This is a genomic window from Pseudomonas sp. F2, from assembly GCF_057174385.1.
On the sequence record NZ_CM169904.1, the window covers coordinates 2,428,611 to 2,445,599 of the forward strand.

Consider the following 16,989-nt stretch of genomic DNA (forward strand, 5'->3'; position numbering starts at 1 on the left):
CTTAAACAAAATTAGTTCAACCACTGGCAATAAATATTTTTGCAGGTCAAACTGTATTGCCCGGTACTTATTAGCACCCCGAGTGCACTCATCACTATCAACAGATACCGACTAAAAATAACCAATAACGCTATAACCGACATCTCATAACATTGTCAGGTTTTACCCTCCGCACTAATTGCCATTAACAACCTGACTCAGGTATTAAAGTACTCGTTCAATAATCATTGAAACTTGTGCGCGTTCGTAAGTGCGCGCATCCGTTGCCTGTGTTCCATGACTGTCCAGGATACTTTTATGATTCGTAAATGTTTGTTCCCCGCTGCCGGTTATGGCACGCGTTTCTTGCCGGCGACCAAAGCCATGCCGAAAGAAATGCTGCCGATCGTCAACAAGCCGTTGATCGAATACGCCGTTGAAGAAGCACGGGACGCCGGCCTGCAACACATGGCCATCGTCACTGGTCGGGGCAAGCGTGCGCTGGAAGACCACTTCGACATCAGCTACGAACTCGAACACCAGATCCGCGGCACCGAGAAAGAGAAATTCCTCGCCGGCACCCGCGAGCTGATCGACACCTGCACCTTCTCCTACACCCGTCAGGTGGAAATGAAGGGCCTCGGTCACGCGATTCTCAGCGGCCGTCCGTTGATCGGTGATGAGCCCTTCGCCGTGGTGTTGGCCGATGACCTGTGCCTGAACCTGGACGGTGACGGCGTGCTCTCGCAGATGATCCAGCTGTACAAGAAATTCCGCTGCTCGATCGTCGCCATCCAGGAAGTCCCGGCCGACCAGACCCACAAGTACGGGGTGATCGCCGGCGAACTGATGTCCGAGGGCATCTACCGGGTCAATAACATGGTGGAAAAACCGGCGCCGCAGGACGCGCCGTCGAACCTGGCGATCATCGGCCGCTACATCCTCACCCCGGACATCTTCGACCTGATCGCCGACACCCAACCGGGCAAGGGCGGCGAGATCCAGATCACCGACGCGCTGATGAAACAGGCACAGAACGGTTGCGTGCTGGCCTACAAGTTCAAGGGCCTGCGCTTCGACTGCGGTGACGCCGAGGGTTATCTGCAGGCGACCAACTTCTGCTACGACAACGTCTACCTCAAGGGCCGCTGAGACGGCTTCCGCCCACTTCTCTTTTCAGGAGGCAACCATGAACATGGCACAGCATGCAGCAGAGATTGAACGGGAGGTGGGCAACCTCGGGGCGGTGAGCCGGCTGTCACGGCATCAGCCGTTGCCCAGCGCCAACGAGTCTTGGCTGGGCAGCATCCTGCTGGTGGAACGCATCGGCATGTTTCCCTCGTCCGGCGACATTCGCCGGCCGCTGGCCGATCCCTATCCCCTGCTCGCCCATCTGAAACACCTGTATGCCGAGCAGGCGCTGGAAATGGACGACCGCGATGGCCTGAAAGTGATCTTCAGCGACTGGCGCTTCCGCGTACGCCTGTGCTGCAACGAGCCGGCGATCATCATCAATGTCGAGACACGGTGTGCGACGCAACTGATGCCGCAGAAGACTGCGGAGCTCCTGAGCCAGATAGATCACTTCAAATAAAAACACTCCCCCTGTAGGAGCTGCGGAACGCTGCGATCTTTTGACTTTGTTTTTAAGATCAAGATCAAAAGATCGCAGCCTTCAGCAGCTCCTACAGGGGTTTCGTTGGGTCGCAACTGTCTGCGTTGATGCCACTGACGATCCAGCGATAGAAGTAGTCGGCAATCACTTTCCCACCCGTCGCGGGCTGCGGATGAATCTTGTCCGGCCCGATCATCGCCGCTGCATAGCGTTTGACGTCAGGGCCGAACGCGCATTGCAGATTGGCAAAGCCCAACTGCTGCTCATGCGCCCACGGCTGCAAGACCTGCGCATACGCCGACATCGGATAGGCACTGGACCGCGTGGTGTCCTGACGCATGATCAGGTTGATGCTCGCCGCCGGCTGGATCTCGCGGATCATCGCCACCAACCCTTGAACGTTGTGCAGGTACTGCTCGGGTTTGACCCCGAAACCCTGGTCGTTGCCGCCGAGCATGATCAGGTAAATGTCGGCGGGGATCTTCGACACGGCGGCTTTCCACTGCACTTGCCATTGCGGATCGCGGTGATAGAAGTCCGCTGAGGCCGCGCCCGAGGCCGCCAGTTTCGAGACCCGCACGCCGTTCTGCTCGTTGCTCAGCCACAGGCCAAACAAAGTCGGTGCGCCCTTCACCACTTCCAGTTTGAACGACCAGTCTGCGGCTGCCGAAAGACCTGCGAGCGGTAGTTCCTGTACGCCTGAACCTTCAAGTTTCAAGGGTTGCCAGGCTTGTGCGGGCGTCCAGCGGTAACGCAGCTCACTCGGCTCGCCGTTGCCCAGGTAGAGCAATTTCGCCTGGGTGACTTGGGTGTCGATGGCGGGTGTCGGGCTGGCATCGATTTGCAGCCAGGCACCGGGCTTGCCGATCACCGTGCGGCTGTCGGGGCTGGCCTGGCCGAGGCCGGACACTTGCCAGCCACCGCCGAAGTATTTTTCGCTGCTGCGGGTGTATTTGAAATGCGTGCCGCCCAGCGCCGCGCCATGGTTGAAACCGACATAACCGGGGCCGGCAAATCCGACCTCGCCGGCCACGCGCTGCACCAGTTTGTTCAGGTAGAAATCCTGCCCGGCGCTGTAGCTGTCGCCAATTACCGAGACCGACAACACCTTCCCGGCCTTGCCTTCGCGCCACTGCGCAAAGCGCTCGCGGGCATCGCCCACTTCCACCACCGACGCCGCGACGGGCTGAGCGTCATTTACTGCCAACATGCATTATTTCCTTCAGTCTGGAATGGCCCCTTCGCGAGCAGCGGTTGAGGTCATCCGCTAAATCCTTGTACACCCAAACCCTGTGGGAGCTGGCTTGCCAGCGATGGCGGTGGGTCAGGCGCATAAACTTCATCTGATCTGGCCCCATCGCTGGCAAGCCAGCTCCCACAGAGATGGTGAGTTCCAGAGATCCTTGCTCGCGAAGCTTTTCAGCTACTGGCCGGCACCACCGGAGCAATGCCCGCCACCGGTTTTTTCTTCGCCGCACGCTCGCCCAAAAACAGCACCGAAGTGACATTGAAGCGACTGAAAATCATCGACAGCACCACCGGCCCCAACAGACCGAACAGCAGGCCAGTGAGCACCAGAATGCTTTCGTCCTTCACCCCCAACCGCCCCATGACAAACCGCGAAGTCGCCGCAAACAACACATGAAACAGGAAGATCGCGTAAGAGTAGCCGCCCAGCCAGGTCAGCCACTTCGAGCGCATGTCACTCGACAGCAAAGCAATGCAGGACACGCAACCCACGGTCAAGCCAATCAGGCTACGGCGGTCGACAATCAACTCACGATCAATCGCCGCCACGTAAAGCAGCGTCAACGAAATCAACACAAACACCAGCGGCCCGATCACCTTGAACCGTTGCTTCAACGCCTCGACATTTTCCTGGCCGATCATCCCCGCCACAAAAAACGGCAGCAGGTAAATCGCACCGTTGATGCCGAACGCATCGAGCTTGAACGGTGGCAGCAGAAACAGCGCCGCAGCGAAGGCGAACAGCAGGTACAAGCGGGTCATCGAACGCAGCATCCCACGCCATTCCAGCAGGCCGACGAACATGAAAATGATGAACACCGCCTGCAGGAACCAGAAGTGATTGACCGGCACCCAGAACGACAGCAGCGCATCGATCACCCCGACGTCCTTGTTCACCCCCGGCCCCACCGCCTGCAACACCGAGAACGGCACACCGACACAAAACAACGGCACGATCAACCGTCGCACCTTGCCGCTGAAGAATGCGGAAAAGTCATTGCCACGGATTTTGTAGATCGAATAGATGTAGCCGGAAATAAAGGTGAACAGCGGCATGCGCACGTACACCATCGAATCGGCGATCACCCGGAACGGCGAGCCGAGATCGATTTTCAGCCCTCCGCCCAACGGGCCGATGACGTGGTAGAGCACCAGCAGCAGGCACGCCAGACCACGCAGGGTTTCGATTTCCAGGGACTTTTTCTTGCTCGACATACAGCACCTGCCTCAATTCAGAACGCGTGACTCAACCCGCACCGGTTTGTTCGCACGCAACATCAGGCCCAGGCCGACAAACAGCACCGGCACCACCATGGAAAAGTGTCGGGCAAAGGAGCCGAAGTCCGGCTCGAACAAGCCTTGCACCAACAGAAACGCCAGCGGGATCGCGATCAGTTCCTTGGGTTTGGTCTCGATCGGCGCACCTTTGTAATCGGTGGAGGTGATGACTTTGAACAGCAGCAGCGCGGTCATGATCATCAGCGCGACGAAGATCACCTGACCCGGCCCGGACAACAGAATCAGCTCCACCGGGAACGACAACCGGAAGAAAATGATCATCGAGTCCAGCGCCTGCGAGACGAAGTCGCTGCCACTGAGCCACGAGACGATCAGCGATTTCGACCCCTCCTCCCCCGCCGTGCGCAACTCGTTGTTGCTGGCGCGAATCGACGACACCGGAAAGCCCAGCGCCAGCTGAATCGCCATGGCCACCGCCAGGTAAAACAGGAACAGCATCAGGAAGAAGGTGAAGCGCGACACGTACTTTTTCATCACGCAAACGCCGACCCACGACAGCGAAAACAGAATCCAGTAAGGCCGGATCAGCACGCCATAGATCACCGCCGAGAGAAAAAAACCGCCGCGGTATTTGCGCGTCAATGCGCTGAACAAAATGCTCAGCACCGCCACCGAGACGATGATTTCCTTGGTCAGGTTTTCCAGAAAAAACGAACGCACCACACCCCACAGGCACAGGGTGCCGAAGATCGCCAGTGGCATGCGCCGAAACACCACCACCGGGATCGCCGTGAGGAAGAAGTTGCAGAACATCCCGTAGGCCCAGGCGTTGGTCAGGTTGATCCCGGTGGGCCGCAGCAGGAACGCCGAACACTCGTAGGAGGAGCGATCCGGCGAGAACGGGTTCCAGAAATTGCAGTTGTCGGCGCGGGCGTAGGACGACCATAAGGTCATCGCATCCGGCCCCGGATCGCGCGGGATCAGCAGCGGCATCGCCACCGACAGAAACAGCCCGGTAAACAGAATCAGGAACGACAGCGAGGAATCGAGTTTGCGGCCGCGAAACTCGATGCACGGCAACTTCAACCCCATGCCAGCGCCCCTTTGGCACGGGCCGCTCGAGTCAACACGGCGATCACCCCGAGCTGCACGATGATCGCAAAGACATTGCCCCACGCCGCGCCATAAATCGAATAGTGCTTGATCAGCAGGTAGCTGACCGGCACCGACACCAGCAAGCAAATCGCCGCACTGGCGAATGACACCCGACTGTTTTTCGAGGCGATCAGACCGCCCCAGACGATGTCGCCGATGGCCCGCAGAGCAAAGGAAAAGATCAACACGCCGAGGAGTGCGTTATCCGGACGCGGCACGCTGCTGGCGACGTAATCGAGCACCACGTTGAAGAACAGATAGATCAGCACGGCCACCGCCGCTGACACCGCTAACGAGCGCATCACCCACTTGTTGACGAACAACTGCCGGACGCTGAACGCCTGTTGATCCGCCTGAAACCGCTTGGCCAGCACCGGAATGCCGACTACCGCCACCACCGCGTAAGACAGCGCCTGCAGAGTGTTCGCCGCCGACCACGCATACACGTATTTACCGAGATTGGCATACGGTTCGAGGTCGGCAATCAGAAAGCGCTCGGCATACTGACTCAGCGCGATCAAGCCCGTACCGAAATAAAACGGCAACCCGGCCTTCCACACGGTCGCCGTCGTCAGCGCTTCGCTGACCCGGCCCTTGTGCACGTTCACCACGATCAGGTAACCGGCGACGATCACCAACACGTTGGCGGCCACCCACAACCACAGCACACTGGCGATGCCCGACACCCAGTCGAGCATCATCGCGCCCACCGCCAGCAGCGCCCAGAGACCGGTCTTGATGAAGAACAGCAGCGCACCCGCGGTGGCTTTCTGTGCGGAAAACACGAACGAGTTGATCTCGAAGGACAGGTGTTCAGTGAGCAACACCAGCGTCACGCAGAGGATTAGCGCGGTGCCCGCCTCGACCTGCTGAAACAGCGAATAGATCCCCACCGTTGCCAGCGACAGCAGCAGCCCCACCGCGAGGTACAGCAGCAGGACTTTGTCGACCACCCGCCGCGAGCTGCCGCCGACGCTGATCAACCGATTGATCTCGGAACTGAAACCAACGCTGTAGAACTTCGAAGCGATCAGCGACGCGGCGACCACCACGCCATAAAACCCCAGCGCTTCGTAGCCCAGGTAATGGGTGATGGCCAACACCAGCAGAAACTTCGCGCCCAAGGCTCCGCCGCGCAGCAGCAAGCGGAATATCATCGAACGACGCCTTTGATGATCTCGTCCATCATCACCGTCTTGGCTTCGATTTCGCGGCAAGTGTCGGTCAGGCGCTTGCCGAAGTTCGACAGCGCGTTCGGCGCATAAACGGTGTCGATGATCTGGTCGACATTGATGTCGCCGCCATTGATCACCCAGTCTTCCACGCCCATGTCCTGATAGGCGCCAAAGCCTTTGCGTTCATAGCTGATGTGGTACGCCGGGACACCGGACAACAGCGATTCGATGGCGCCGTGCAGACGCACCGAGATCACCAGGTCCGGTTGATATTTGGCAATCGTCGCCTTCAACGACAGCAGCTCTTCGCTGATGCCCAGCTCGCGATAGAACGCACCGTCGTCGTTACCGCGAACGGCACTCTGTACGGCGCAAACCACTTTGCTTTTGTTCTTCAGGCGCTGCAGCAGCAGCTTCAGGTTGGCGACGTAGGCGACCTTCTTTTCCTTGCTCCATTCCGGCGGCTTGCGCAGCACCACGCACACGGTGGCCGGCGAAGCGGCGCAGCGAGTGAACTTCGGTTGCTGAAGGATCTTGCTCGCCAGTGACTGCACCGCCAGATCCGGCGCGCGGTAGACATTTTCGCAGGCATCGAACATTGCCGAGGAGCGGTTATCGCGCACGAACACCGCGTCAGCGCTGGCGTAGTGATCGACGATCTGGCGGCTCTCGCCATGGAACGGGCCGATACTTTGCGGCAGGTACACCGACGGCACCTTGCTGAGGATCGCCGTTTCCAGTTGCTTGGCGTGGCCGAGTTTGAGCTTGATGTGTTCGAAGGCACTTTTCGAGCGCATGTAGCCGCCACCGACGCCGACGATCAGATCGGTCTTGCGCAACAGATCCGCCAGCCCGGCATACGACTGATTGAGGAACACCGCCTGCTTGACCCGCCCCAAGCCCTTGGCCGCCATCACCGGCGCGTCGAAACGCGGGTGCGGCAGGTAGGCGAAAGACTGCGGGTCGGAGGCCACGACGTTGATCGAAGTGTCTTCGCCAAAGTTGCGCTGCACCAACGCGATGGCCAGATCGACGAGCAGGCCGTCACCTGAGTTGGACGCACTGTAGCCATGCAAAATCGTTACGTTCATAAGCTTGAGTTCTACTTAATAAGTGGGAGCGCAATACACGTCGTAGGTCTGGCGGATCATCAGCGCGGCACTGAAGCGCTCACGCACGATGCTCCGGCCTTCGCTGCCGAGGTCGAGCAACCGCGGCTTCTGGATTCGCGCCAGTACATCGGCCAGCGCCTGGTGGTCACCGGTGGGAAAGACGTAGCCGGACACTTCATGGGTAACCAGTTCGGGCAATGACGTGCAGTTGCTGGCGATCACCGGCAAACCCATGGCCATGCCTTCCAGCGGCACCATGGCGAAACCTTCCCAGCGGCTCGGGACGATCAGCGCGTCGGCCTGTTGATACAGCGCCTGCACTTCGGCCGGCGTGACCCACGGCAGGTACTCGACCGCGTCCATCTCGGGGCACTCGACCTTGTCCTCGTTGACCGCACTGCCAACCACCGTCAGCTTCAGATCGCTGCGCTGCACCTTGGCGAAGGCTTTGAGCAATACGTCGAAGCCTTTCTGGTAGTCGAGGCGACCGACGAACAGCAGATGAATCGGCGCGGGGTTGTCGGCCCTCGGTGCGTCATCCTTGTGCGGGATGCCGTTGTAAATCAGGCGCATGCGCTTGCGCTCGATACCGAACCGCGCGGCTTTGTCCATCTCGTAGCGACTGACGCAAATGATCACGTCGGTGACTTTCTGCAAGACACGCTCGATCGAGGCGTAGACCTTCTGCTTGATGGGCGAGCTTTCCATCAGGAACGAAAACGCGTGCGGGCAGTAGACGATTTTCGGCCGACGCCACGGCTTGAGCAGCACACAAACACAGCGGCCGATCACCCCGGAGAACGTGCTGTGCAGATGCACCACATCGGGTTTTTCCTTGAACAGCGTCCGTGCCAGTTCCCACGCAAAGCTCAGCAGCGAAGGCACGTTACGCCCGGATCTGACGAACGTGCGAATCTGGCGCTGATCGATGCCGTGCAGCTCCTGTTTCTGGTCGAGCGGCACCAGATAGACCCATTCGTAGTTCGCGTCCTGGCCTTCGGGCGACGCCGATATCGTGCGGATAACGGTGGCAACCCCACCTTTTATCGTTTCAGCCACGTGCAGTATTTTCTTCACAACCCACCCACTTCCTTGCATGTAAGGACAAGCGCTGACACTCAGGATTTGTCCGACGCGTATTCGTAGTTGTAGTAACCGTAGTTGCCGTTGCCGTAGTAACTGGCGGCGCGCTTCTCGACGCCGTTGAACACCGCGCCCTTGAGCTCGATGCCGTTCTGCGCGAAGCGGCGGATGGTCATTTCAATCTCTTTGGCCGGATTAACCGCAAACCGGGTGACGATCAGGCTGATGCCGGCTTCACGCCCGACAATCGCCGCATCGGTCACCGCCAGCAGAGGCGGCGTATCGATGATCACCACGTCGTAGCGCTGACTCAGCTCGGCGAGCAGGTCGCGGAAGTTGGCATGCATCAGCAGCTCGGAGGGATTCGGCGGAACCTGACCACGGCTGATGAAGTGCAGGTTGTCGATTTCCACCGTGTTGATCGCCTGCTCGATGCTGCAGCGCTTGACCAGCAGGTCCGACAGACCATTGGCGATCGGTACATTCAGCGTCTTGTGCAAGTGGCCCTTGCGCATGTCGGCGTCGATCAGCAACACGCGCTGACCGCTCTGCGCCATGACCGCGGCGAGGTTGGACGAGACGAAGGTCTTGCCGACCTGCGGGCTGGGGCCGGAGATCATGATGCGGTTGTTGGTCGAATCCAGCGCGGCGAAATGCAGGCAGGTGCGCAGGCTGCGGATCGACTCGATGGACAGGTCGGTCGGGTTGCGCAACGCCAGCAGATAGGCCGGTGTTTCAGCGGTGATTTTGGCCCGGCCCTTTTTCGTATCCTCTTCGCGCTGCAAGGCGCTGTAGGGAATCGAGGCGTACACCGGCAGCCCGAGCTGTTCGATGGCTTCCGGGCCTTCCAGACCCTTGCTCAGGGATTTGCGCAACAGCACCAGCGCCACGCCGACAAAGGCGCCGAGGAACGTCGCGATCAGCACGATCAGGGCTTTTTTCGGTTTGACCGGGCTGGTCAGGTCGACATCCGCCGGGTCGATCAGGCGCACGTTGCCCACCGCACCGGCGCGAACAATGTCCAGCTCCTGGGATTTGTTCAGCAACTGCGTATAGATCTGCGAAGCCACTTCCACATCGCGGGTCAGGTTGAGCAGCTCCTGTTGCGTCGCCGGCAGGTCGCCGACCTTGCCTTCCAGCGATTTCTGCTGCTGGGTCAATTCACCGATCTGCGACATCAAGGCGCGATACGCCGGATGCTGCTTGGTGAATTTGCGATCCATTTCCGCCTGCTGCATTTTCAGCTCGGAAATCCGCGTTTCCAGCGCCACGGACTGACCGAGCACCGATTGGGTTTCCAGGGAAATGTTCACGGTCTTGCCGTGGGTCTGGTAAGCGTTGAGCGCATCGCTGGCCTTGGCCAGATCACGCTTGACCTGCGGCAACTGACTTTGCAGGAACGCCAGACTTTGCGCCGCTTCCGCCGAGGTGCGACGTACGTTCTGATCCACGTAGAGCGCAGCAATCTTGTTGAGGATCTTCACCGCCTCGGCGGCGTCGGCACTGGCCAGCGCCAGACGGATAATCCCCGACTCTTTACCTTGCTCGGAAATATCCAGCGCATCCTGGTAACCCTGAATAGTCACGATCCGTGGATTGCGCACCACTTCAAAACGGGCACCCGGATTGGCTTGCAGACGCTCGATCAACCCCTCGACGCCGTCCTGCGCGAAGGCTTCGCCGGCGACGCCTTCGATCAGCAGGTTGTCGTTGTCATCGAGCAACTGAAAGTGCTGTTGCTCACCGGCAATCAGGGTGAGCTTCTTGCCCAACAGTTCTTTGGGCAGATCGAGCCGGGCGAATTCCAGACGCTCGCCGCCCCAGGCGTAGCTGTTGAAGCCAAAACGCGGCGGCGCCACGCTGGACTCGGTTTCACCGCGATAACGCCGGGCGAGAAAACCGCCGATGACCGGGAAGGTATTGGGGGTGACGTCGATGTCCAGACGCAGGTCGTCGACGGTTTTGCCGATCACCGCGCGGGATTTGATGATGCCGATTTCGGTGACCGACGGCGATTGCCCACCGAGCATGCTGCTGAGGTCGGAAAAGCCGAGCATGTCGTTTTTTTTCGGCTCGACCTGCACCAGCGCGTTCGCCAGGTACACCGGCGTCGCCAATACCGCGTAGGCAACGCCGGCGGCCATGAAGGCACCGGTGAATGCACCGATCAGCCATTTCTGGTCGATCAAACTGCCGAATATGCCGAGAAGATCAATACTGTCTTGATCGTTATCACGGTTGGCGATTACTGACGGTAACTGCATAAGTCTTTCTTACCATTCACTGATCTGAAGAATATTCATCAATGTCCGAGGCGCTGCGCCCACGAGCTAACAGCATCTTCAATCAATGCATGGGCATGAATAAAAGCGGCCTTACCTTGACGATACGGATCCTGTATTTCTCTTTCGCCCTGCCACTTGCCAAGAAGAAACACTTTGCCTCGGGCATGCGAAGCAATCTTCAGCACCTGATTCACATGTTGTTTTTCCATGACCAGAATCAGGTCTGATGCATTGACGATATCGCTCGTCAATTGCCGCGCCTTGAACCCCTCGGCGCTGTGCCCGTGATCTTCCAGCACCTGGCGTGCCGAGGCTTCCATGCCTTCGCCGACTCGCGCTGCGAGGCCTGCGGAAGTCACGGAGATGGTTGAGGGGGTCAGCGCGTTACGCAGCAGAAGTTCTGCTGTCGGACTTCGGCAAATATTGCCAACGCACACAACCAGGATATTTCTGAACAAGGTTTACTTTCCTGTGTAATATCATTCTGCCAACATCTAGTGCGAATATTAATGAACCCACTAGATCATCCTGCACTCAGAAATAGATTCGCCCTGTCAGTACCAGCGTATTAAGTACCACAGCCTCAAAAGCCGCCAAAACAGAATTACCGGACTAAAAATAACTGTGATTTTCAGGTCTTGTTTTCCTGACAAAAAATAACAATCACGCACTAAGCACCCTTGTTAGTTTCGAAACAGGAGTAACGGGATAACTATTCGTTGTTGTCATTCTCATCCGGAGAGCAGACATGAAATCAGCCCATCTCACACAGCTCGGCGCCTCGGCGCTGCTGGCACTCAGTGTCGCCACCCATGTTCACGCCAGTGAACTGTTTCCCAAGCTTCCCGCCAGAACCATCGGCGTCCAGGTGAAGATCCAGAGTTTCACCGCCGACGACGCTGCCAACATCAAGGCTGCCGGCTTCAGTTTCGTGCGCTTCGGGGTATGGAGCGACAGCCTCAGCGCCAAGGCCTATCAAAAACAGGTCAGCGATGCTTTCGCCGCAGCCGGCTCTGCTGGCCTGCCGGTGCTCCTGACCGTGCGCGCCATCAAGCCTTTGACCACGACGCCGGCCAACACTAATGAACTGACGACGGCAGGCGAAGCTTTTGCCAATACCCTGACCGGCCTTGAAACCGCCTACAGCTCACAACTGGTAGCACTGGAGATCTGGAACGAGCCAGATCTGGAAACCTACTGGCCCACGCGCAATTTCGACACCACGTTTGTGCCGTTCATGAGTGCGGTGTGCAAAACACTCCAGGACAAACCGCAGTCAGCACCGCGGGTCGGCTACGGTTTCGCGCGGCCGCCAACGGCCGGTTCGGCGTCCACCGTGGCGTTGAGCAGGATTGTCAGTGAATACCCCAAGTGCCTGAATGCGATTTCCTACCATCCCTACGGCATGACAGCCACGCAGATCAGCAATGCGCAATCGTTCATCCAGCAGAATTTCCATCTGCCGGGAGTCATCAGTGAATGGGGTATTTCGGCGCTCGGTTCCAACGGCGGGATTGAAGGACAAGCCAGCAAAGTCGGGGCGTTCATAGCCGACGTCAAAAGGCTGAACATTCCACTGACTTCGATCTATGAATGGAAAAACAGTGATTCAGGCAGCAATGAACGAGAGAAGAACTTCGGCTTGCTGACCTCTGACGGCCAGCCAAAACCGGCGAGAGCGGCGGCCGAATTGCAACTTAACGCCCAATAAGTCAGCGGCAACTGGCCTGGTCACAGGTCAGTTGCTTTGAACCTGCGGCCGATTTTGGCATCGTATTCATCGATACCGCGCCCCACCCTTCAAACAGCCGTTCTCAGGTTGTTGCCCCCGGGGAGCCCGTTACGCCTTGATGCCCTTGAGTGGCCGTCAGCGCTCGGGTAATGTCGTCAAACCCACAGGACAGAGCACACCCATGACTTCCAAGCTGGAACAACTCAAACAGATGACCACCGTGGTTGCCGACACCGGCGACTTCGAAGCGATCGCCCGGGTCAAGCCGGTCGACGCCACCACCAACCCTTCCCTGCTGCTCAAAGCCGCCGCCATCCCGGCTTACGCCGAGCTGCTGAACGCTTGCGTCAGCGACTGCAAGGGCGACGTGGGCCTGGCCAGCGACCGTTTCGGCGTCGCCGTGGGCCAGGAAATCCTCAAAGTGATTCCGGGCCGCATTTCCACTGAAGTGGATGCGCGCCTGTCATTCGACCAGGACGCCGTGCTCAAGCGTGCCCATCGCCTGATCGAGCTGTACGACAAGGCCGGCATCGGCCGTGACCGCGTACTGATCAAGATCGCGTCGACCTGGGAAGGCATCCGCGCAGCCGAGATTCTCGAGAAGGAAGGCATCCAGACCAACCTGACCCTGCTGTTTTCTTTCGCTCAGGCTGCCGCTTGCGCTGACGCCGGGGTGTTCCTGATCTCACCGTTCGTGGGCCGCATCTACGACTGGTACAAGAAGGCCAATGGCAACGACTACACCGGTGCCGATGATCCGGGCGTGCAGTCGGTGACCCGCATCTACAACTACTACAAGGCCAATGATTACAAGACCGTGGTCATGGGCGCCAGCTTCCGTAACCTGAGCCAGATCGAACAACTGGCCGGCTGCGACCGCCTGACCATCAGCCCGGATCTGATCGACAAGCTGGCAGCCGACACCGGCAAACTGGAGCGCAAACTCGCCCCGGGCCACGCCGGCGAAGCGCGCCTGAGCCTCAACGAAGCGCAATTCCGCTGGCTGTCCAACGAAGACGCGATGGCCACCGAGAAACTGGCTGAGGGCATCCGTCAGTTTGCCCGTGACCAGGAGAAGCTCGAGGCGCTGTTGCAGGCCAAGCTGTGATCTGAGCGGTTGAAATGCAAAAAGGGCGAACCCGGTTGGGTTCGCCCTTTTTATTTATGCAGTGCCTGAAGATGCATCGTCTGGACTGACGCATTCGCGGGCAAGCCCGCTCCCACAGGGTCAGGTGTGGAATGAAGATCTCGGGTTCACTCAATCACTGTGGGAGCGGGCTTGCCCGCGAAGAGGCCGGAACAGACAACCTCAACCTCAAAGAATCAGTGTCTTTCGAGGGCATTCACCAGGTCATGGAAGGCTTCACGGTTGGAATCGTTCAGCCCCATGAGGATCTTGTGCGCTTCAAGCACCTTGATCCGCACCACTTCTTCTGACTGATCCTGATCCGGCAGGTCGTCCAGGCACTCGGGGCACGGCACCGGGTGGTTGACGATGTTGAACACCTGTTCGAAGCCCATCGACTGCAACAGACGGGTGATGTCTTCGTGGGTGGTGACGACGGTCGGCAGCAGGCCGACCTTTTGCCGCGACAGGATCGACAGCTTGGCCAACAGGCCCAGGGTGGTGCTGTCGATGCTGCGGGTTTCGGTCAAATCGATCACAATCGCGTTGAAATTCAGCGCGGTGAAGATTTTCTCAATAGTCGCATCCAACGCCGAACACAGGGTCAGGCGAACTTCACCGACGAACTTCAGGACGAAGGTGCCGTCCTGCTCGGCGAACTGGATTCTACCGGTACTCATTGAAGGTTCCTGCTCAACACCAACAGGGCGATATCATCCGGCATCTCCCCTAGCGTGGCCAATCCAAACACTTGCCGCAGACCATCCAGGCTGCCGCCCGCCGACTTCACCCGTTGTGGCAAAGCGGCTTCTTTTTCTTTGAGCGTAGGTTCTGGCAATAGATCCAGAATACCGTCGGACATCAGCGTCAGGCTGAACACCGGTGGCAGCTCAAGCACGTGATCTTCGTAGGTGGCCTCGTTGAACAGGCCCACCGGCAAACCGCGGCCTTCGAGGTAACGAACACTGTCAGGCGTGTACAACACAGGCAACGGCAGATGGCCGCCGATGCTATAGGTCAACAAACCGGTCTCCTCGTCGATGACTCCACCGACCATTGTGACGTGTTTGCCCAGCTTACAACTGATCAGCCCCCGGTTGATATGACCAAGGACTTCCGAAGGCTTGAATTCCGGCAATGTGCCGTTGCGCTTGGACTCGAACAGCAAGCGCGTGGTCATGAACTTCAGCAGCACGGTGACGAACGCCGAAGAGGCGCCATGCCCCGACACGTCAGCCAGGTAGAACGCCACCCGACGCTCGTCGACGCGGAAATAGTCGACAAAATCTCCCGACAGGTACAGCGACGGGATGATCTGGTGGGCAAACTGGAACTCGTCGATGCGCCACGGGCTTTCCGGCAGCATGTTCATCTGTACCTGGCGACCGGCGTTCTGGTCTTCCTGCAGCAGGTTCAGGCTGGCTTCGAGCTCGCGGTTGGCCTTCTCCAGCTTCTCGCGGTAGCGCTGGTTCTCCAGCAGCAGGCGCGCACGATCAAGCGCACGACGCACCGAGTGCTCGAGCACGGCCAGGTCTTCAAGAGGCTTGATCAGGTAGTCCGCCGCACCCAGGCGCAGCGCCTCGACCGCGTCGTTCATCACGCCGGCACCCGAAACGACGATCATCGGCGTTTGCGGTGACCGCTCGGTGACCTGACGGATGAGTTCGAGCCCACCCATCTGCGGCATGCGCAGATCGCAGATGACCAAGTCGGGCTTGTCTTGCTCGAATACCTGAAGACCCTGTTGGCCGTTGCTGGCCTGCAGGACGCTGAAACCACTGTCTTCCAAATAGGCCGCGAGGCTCGCGCGCACTACTTCGTCATCATCGATTATCAGCAGCGTGGCACTGGTTTTTGGCATGTGGGCAAACGGCGCCAGAATTAGGTTGGCGTAGCAGGCGGGGCATCGGCCCGGCTCAGACTACTGGATTCGCTTTCTAGCCTCTCTGCTGCACCGCTTTCGAGCAGTGGCCCGGAACGCGATTGCACCAGAGGTGCCCTTCTAAGGCGCAGACGGTACTCCCATCCGCGGGGCGTTTCAAGCATGCGCCGATGGTCGCTTGACGACTTTACTTGTCAAATCACCGAGAGTTATAAGAACCGCTCAAACCGTAACCCAATGGAAGGTCAAAACCATGAGTCAAACCGGTCGGGACTACAGCGAAAAGCGTGATTTCATCCGCATGCGGGTCGACGCCGATGTGGTGTTGATCCATGAGGGGGATGAGGTATCAGCGGTGTGCATCGACCTCTCGAGCAGCGGCATGCAGGTTGAGGCACCGCGCCAGTTCGCGGTTGGCGACCGCTTGAGTGTGCGCATCGACTCCGATCATGCCGCCTTGAGCGGTCTGGAAGCGGAGACCGAAGTGGTCTGGGTCAAGGCCCAGGATGGCGACAGCCAGAAGCTCGGCCTGAGCATTCTGAAAATGAAATAAGCGCACACAAAAAAGGCGGCCCCAAGGGCCGCCTTCTTGTCATCGGTCGAAATCAGAAATCGTCTTCGACTTGACCATCCTTGACCTTGAACTCGCGGTTCTGCAGGTAGGCGTTGCGGATGAAGGTGTACTTGTCGCCGCTGATCAGCTTCTCGCTCGACAGCAGGCTGGCGCGGGTGTCGACGATGTTCAGGCCGAACACCGAGTTACGCACAGGCACGTCGTTGATGTAGCGGTACGGACCGGTGTAGCTGTCGACGTACTTCGACGGCGCATCACGCAGGGTGCTCGGGCCGAGCAACGGCAGCATCACGTAAGGGCCGCTGCTGACGCCCCAGTAACCGAGAGTTTGACCGAAGTCTTCATCGCTGCGATTCAGGCCCATTTTGGTGCCGACATCGAAGAAGCCCAGCAGGCCGAACGTGGTGTTGAAGATGATGCGCGCGGTATCGACACCGGCGGCTGCGGGCTTGGCCTGCAGAATGTTGTTCGCCAGGTTGGTGACGTCACCGACGTTGCGGAACATGTTGTGGATGCCGTCTTCAAGGAACTGCGGCGTCACGTACTCGTAGCCCTGCGCCAGCGGCTTGAGCGCGTAGGTGTCAACGAAGTCGTTGAACTGGAAGATCGGGCGGTTGACGCTTTCCCAAGGGTCTTCTTCCGTTGCAGCATTGGCGGCGAACGGAACCAGCAAGACGCTGGCACATACACATAGCTGAGCGAGAGGATTGCTCCAGCGCATAGAAAAGCTCCTTGGATTCGTACTGGCGCGGGCACCGTCGGCCCAAGCGTTAAGACCGCTAGT

General features: G+C 58.8%; 16 protein-coding genes. 5 read left to right on the forward strand and 11 right to left on the reverse strand.

Features of this window, described 5'->3' with window-relative positions; genetic code table 11:
• Window positions 1-297 precede the first annotated feature (297 nt).
• The gene (gene galU, locus AC193Q_RS10770) at window positions 298-1,131 is read left to right on the forward strand and encodes a UTP--glucose-1-phosphate uridylyltransferase GalU (protein ID WP_047295217.1); all 834 of its coding nucleotides are present in this window, start codon (window positions 298-300) and stop codon (window positions 1,129-1,131) included.
• Window positions 1,132-1,168: 37 nt separating this feature from the next.
• On the forward strand, window positions 1,169-1,573 hold the full coding sequence (locus AC193Q_RS10775; protein ID WP_095668739.1) for a mannose-1-phosphate guanylyltransferase: 405 nt from the start codon (window positions 1,169-1,171) through the stop codon (window positions 1,571-1,573).
• A gap of 91 nt (window positions 1,574-1,664) precedes the next feature.
• On the opposite strand, the gene AC193Q_RS10780 is transcribed toward AC193Q_RS10775, so the two are convergent.
• The 8 genes from AC193Q_RS10780 to AC193Q_RS10815 all read right to left on the reverse strand — a co-directional run bounded on the left by AC193Q_RS10780 (window position 1,665) and on the right by AC193Q_RS10815 (window position 11,349).
• Window positions 1,665-2,804, reverse strand: a complete 1,140-nt coding sequence (locus tag AC193Q_RS10780; RefSeq protein WP_121186365.1) for a GDSL-type esterase/lipase family protein — start codon at window positions 2,802-2,804, stop codon at window positions 1,665-1,667.
• 209 nt (window positions 2,805-3,013) lie between these two features.
• Window positions 3,014-4,057: an acyltransferase family protein gene (locus tag AC193Q_RS10785; protein WP_121186367.1), complete on the reverse strand. Its 1,044-nt coding sequence runs from the start codon at window positions 4,055-4,057 to the stop codon at window positions 3,014-3,016.
• Between the two features lie 12 nt (window positions 4,058-4,069).
• Complete coding sequence (locus AC193Q_RS10790) at window positions 4,070-5,173, reverse strand: hypothetical protein (RefSeq protein WP_047600104.1); 1,104 nt, start codon at window positions 5,171-5,173, stop codon at window positions 4,070-4,072.
• Window positions 5,164-6,393, reverse strand: coding sequence for an MATE family efflux transporter (locus AC193Q_RS10795; RefSeq protein ID WP_483879530.1), 1,230 nt, complete (start codon window positions 6,391-6,393; stop codon window positions 5,164-5,166). The genes AC193Q_RS10790 and AC193Q_RS10795 overlap by 10 nt, the downstream gene beginning before the upstream one ends.
• On the reverse strand, window positions 6,390-7,502 hold the full coding sequence (locus AC193Q_RS10800) for a polysaccharide pyruvyl transferase family protein (RefSeq protein WP_483879531.1): 1,113 nt from the start codon (window positions 7,500-7,502) through the stop codon (window positions 6,390-6,392). Before AC193Q_RS10800 ends, AC193Q_RS10795 begins: the two co-directional genes overlap by 4 nt.
• Before the next feature lie 15 nt (window positions 7,503-7,517).
• On the reverse strand, window positions 7,518-8,600 hold the full coding sequence (locus AC193Q_RS10805) for a glycosyltransferase (RefSeq protein WP_483879532.1): 1,083 nt from the start codon (window positions 8,598-8,600) through the stop codon (window positions 7,518-7,520).
• Between the two features lie 41 nt (window positions 8,601-8,641).
• A complete protein-coding gene (locus tag AC193Q_RS10810; RefSeq protein ID WP_121186381.1) occupies window positions 8,642-10,870 on the reverse strand; it encodes a polysaccharide biosynthesis tyrosine autokinase in 2,229 nt (742 codons plus the stop codon).
• 38 nt (window positions 10,871-10,908) lie between these two features.
• On the reverse strand, window positions 10,909-11,349 hold the full coding sequence (locus tag AC193Q_RS10815) for a low molecular weight protein-tyrosine-phosphatase (protein ID WP_047295238.1): 441 nt from the start codon (window positions 11,347-11,349) through the stop codon (window positions 10,909-10,911).
• 290 nt (window positions 11,350-11,639) lie between these two features.
• Between AC193Q_RS10815 and AC193Q_RS10820 the strand changes: the two genes are divergently transcribed.
• Entirely contained in the window at window positions 11,640-12,602 is a 963-nt protein-coding gene (locus AC193Q_RS10820; RefSeq protein ID WP_047295240.1) for a glycoside hydrolase family 5 protein, read from the forward strand.
• Window positions 12,603-12,804: 202 nt separating this feature from the next.
• Entirely contained in the window at window positions 12,805-13,731 is a 927-nt protein-coding gene (gene tal, locus AC193Q_RS10825; protein ID WP_027611470.1) for a transaldolase, read from the forward strand.
• Between the two features lie 215 nt (window positions 13,732-13,946).
• Here tal and rssC read toward each other — a convergent pair whose 3' ends face one another.
• Together rssC and rssB are read right to left on the reverse strand one after the other, a co-directional pair.
• Window positions 13,947-14,429 carry an anti-sigma factor antagonist RssC gene (rssC, locus tag AC193Q_RS10830; RefSeq protein ID WP_003226553.1) on the reverse strand — a complete coding sequence of 161 codons (483 nt, stop codon included), beginning with the start codon at window positions 14,427-14,429 and terminating at the stop codon, window positions 13,947-13,949.
• Window positions 14,426-15,610, reverse strand: coding sequence for a two-component system response regulator RssB (gene rssB, locus AC193Q_RS10835; protein WP_121186385.1), 1,185 nt, complete (start codon window positions 15,608-15,610; stop codon window positions 14,426-14,428). The genes rssC and rssB overlap by 4 nt, the downstream gene beginning before the upstream one ends.
• Window positions 15,611-15,884: 274 nt before the next feature.
• Here rssB and AC193Q_RS10840 point away from each other — a divergent pair, with 274 nt between their 5' ends.
• Window positions 15,885-16,184 carry a PilZ domain-containing protein gene (locus AC193Q_RS10840; RefSeq protein ID WP_095668728.1) on the forward strand — a complete coding sequence of 100 codons (300 nt, stop codon included), beginning with the start codon at window positions 15,885-15,887 and terminating at the stop codon, window positions 16,182-16,184.
• Between the two features lie 52 nt (window positions 16,185-16,236).
• Here AC193Q_RS10840 and AC193Q_RS10845 read toward each other — a convergent pair whose 3' ends face one another.
• On the reverse strand, window positions 16,237-16,926 hold the full coding sequence (locus tag AC193Q_RS10845) for an MlaA family lipoprotein (protein ID WP_047295245.1): 690 nt from the start codon (window positions 16,924-16,926) through the stop codon (window positions 16,237-16,239).
• Between the last annotated feature and the right edge of the window lie 63 nt (window positions 16,927-16,989).